The 1,239-nt window shown below is 49.2% G+C and carries 1 pseudogene; it reads right to left on the minus strand.

The window, feature by feature from the left end:
* A pseudogene (locus FE813_RS10525) lies at nt 1-1,239 on the minus strand (hypothetical protein); the annotation flags it as partial.

Genomic DNA, 1,239 nt, shown 5'->3' on the forward strand with positions numbered 1-1,239 from the left:
CTAAGGCTTGATTCGCTTTCGCTAAATCTTGAGCCGCTTTATTGGCAGCCGCTTGTGCTTTCGCTTGTTCTGCTGCGGTTTCCGCTTTTGAGGCTTCTAAGGCTGCATTTGCTTTCGCTAAATCTTGAGCCGCTTTATTGGCAGCCGCTTGTGCTTTAGCTTGCTCTGCTGCGGTTTCCGCTTTTGAGGCTTCTAAGGCTTGATTCGCTTTCGCTAAATCTTGGGCTGCTTTATTGGCAGCCGCTTGTGCTTTAGCTTGCTCTGCTGCGGTTTCCGCTTTTGAGGCTTCTAAGGCTTGATTCGCTTTTGCTAAATCTTGAGCCGCTTTATTGGCAGCCGCTTGTGCTTTCGCTTGCTCTGCTGCGGTTTCCGCTTTTGAGGCTTCTAATGCTTGATTTGCTTTTGCTAACTCTTGAGCAGCTTTTTCAGCGGCGGCTTGTGCTTTAGCTTGTTCTGCTGCGGTTGCTACATTGGCATTTTCTAATGCTTGATTCGCTTTTGCTAAATCTTGGGCTGCTTTATTGGCAGCCGCTTGTGCTTTAGCTTGCTCTGCTGCGGTTTCCGCTTTTGAGGCTTCTAAGGCTTGATTCGCTTTCGCTAAATCTTGAGCCGCTTTATTGGCAGCCGCTTGTGCTTTAGCTTGCTCTGCTGCGGTTTCCGCTTTTGAGGCTTCTAAGGCTGCATTTGCTTTCGCTAAATCTTGGGCTGCTTTATTGGCAGCCGCTTGTGCTTTAGCTTGCTCTGCTGCGGTTTCCGCTTTTGAGGCTTCTAAGGCTTGATTCGCTTTCGCTAAATCTTGGGCTGCTTTTTCAGCGGCGGCTTGTGCTTTCGCTTGCTCTGCTGCGGTTGCTGCATTGGCATTTTCTAATGCTTGATTTGCTTTCGCTAACTCTTGAGCAGCTTTCTCTGCTTCCGCTTGTGCTTTAGCTTGCTCTGCTGCGGTTTCCGCTTTTGAGGCTTCTAAGGCTTGATTCGCTTTCGCTAAATCTTGGGCTGCTTTATTGGCAGCCGCTTGAGCTTTAGCTTGCTCTGCTGCGGTTGCTGCATTGGCATTTTCTAATGCTTGATTTGCTTTCGCTAACTCTTGAGCAGCTTTCTCTGCTTCCGCTTGTGCTTTAGCTTGCTCTGCTGCGGTTTCCGCTTTTGAGGCTTCTAAGGCTTGATTCGCTTTCGCTAAATCTTGAGCCGCTTTATTGGCAGCCGCTTGTGCTTTCGCTTGTTCTGCTGCGGTTTCCGCTT

The organism is Haemophilus seminalis, assembly GCF_006384255.1.
Classification (GTDB): Bacteria; Pseudomonadota; Gammaproteobacteria; order Enterobacterales; family Pasteurellaceae; genus Haemophilus; species Haemophilus seminalis.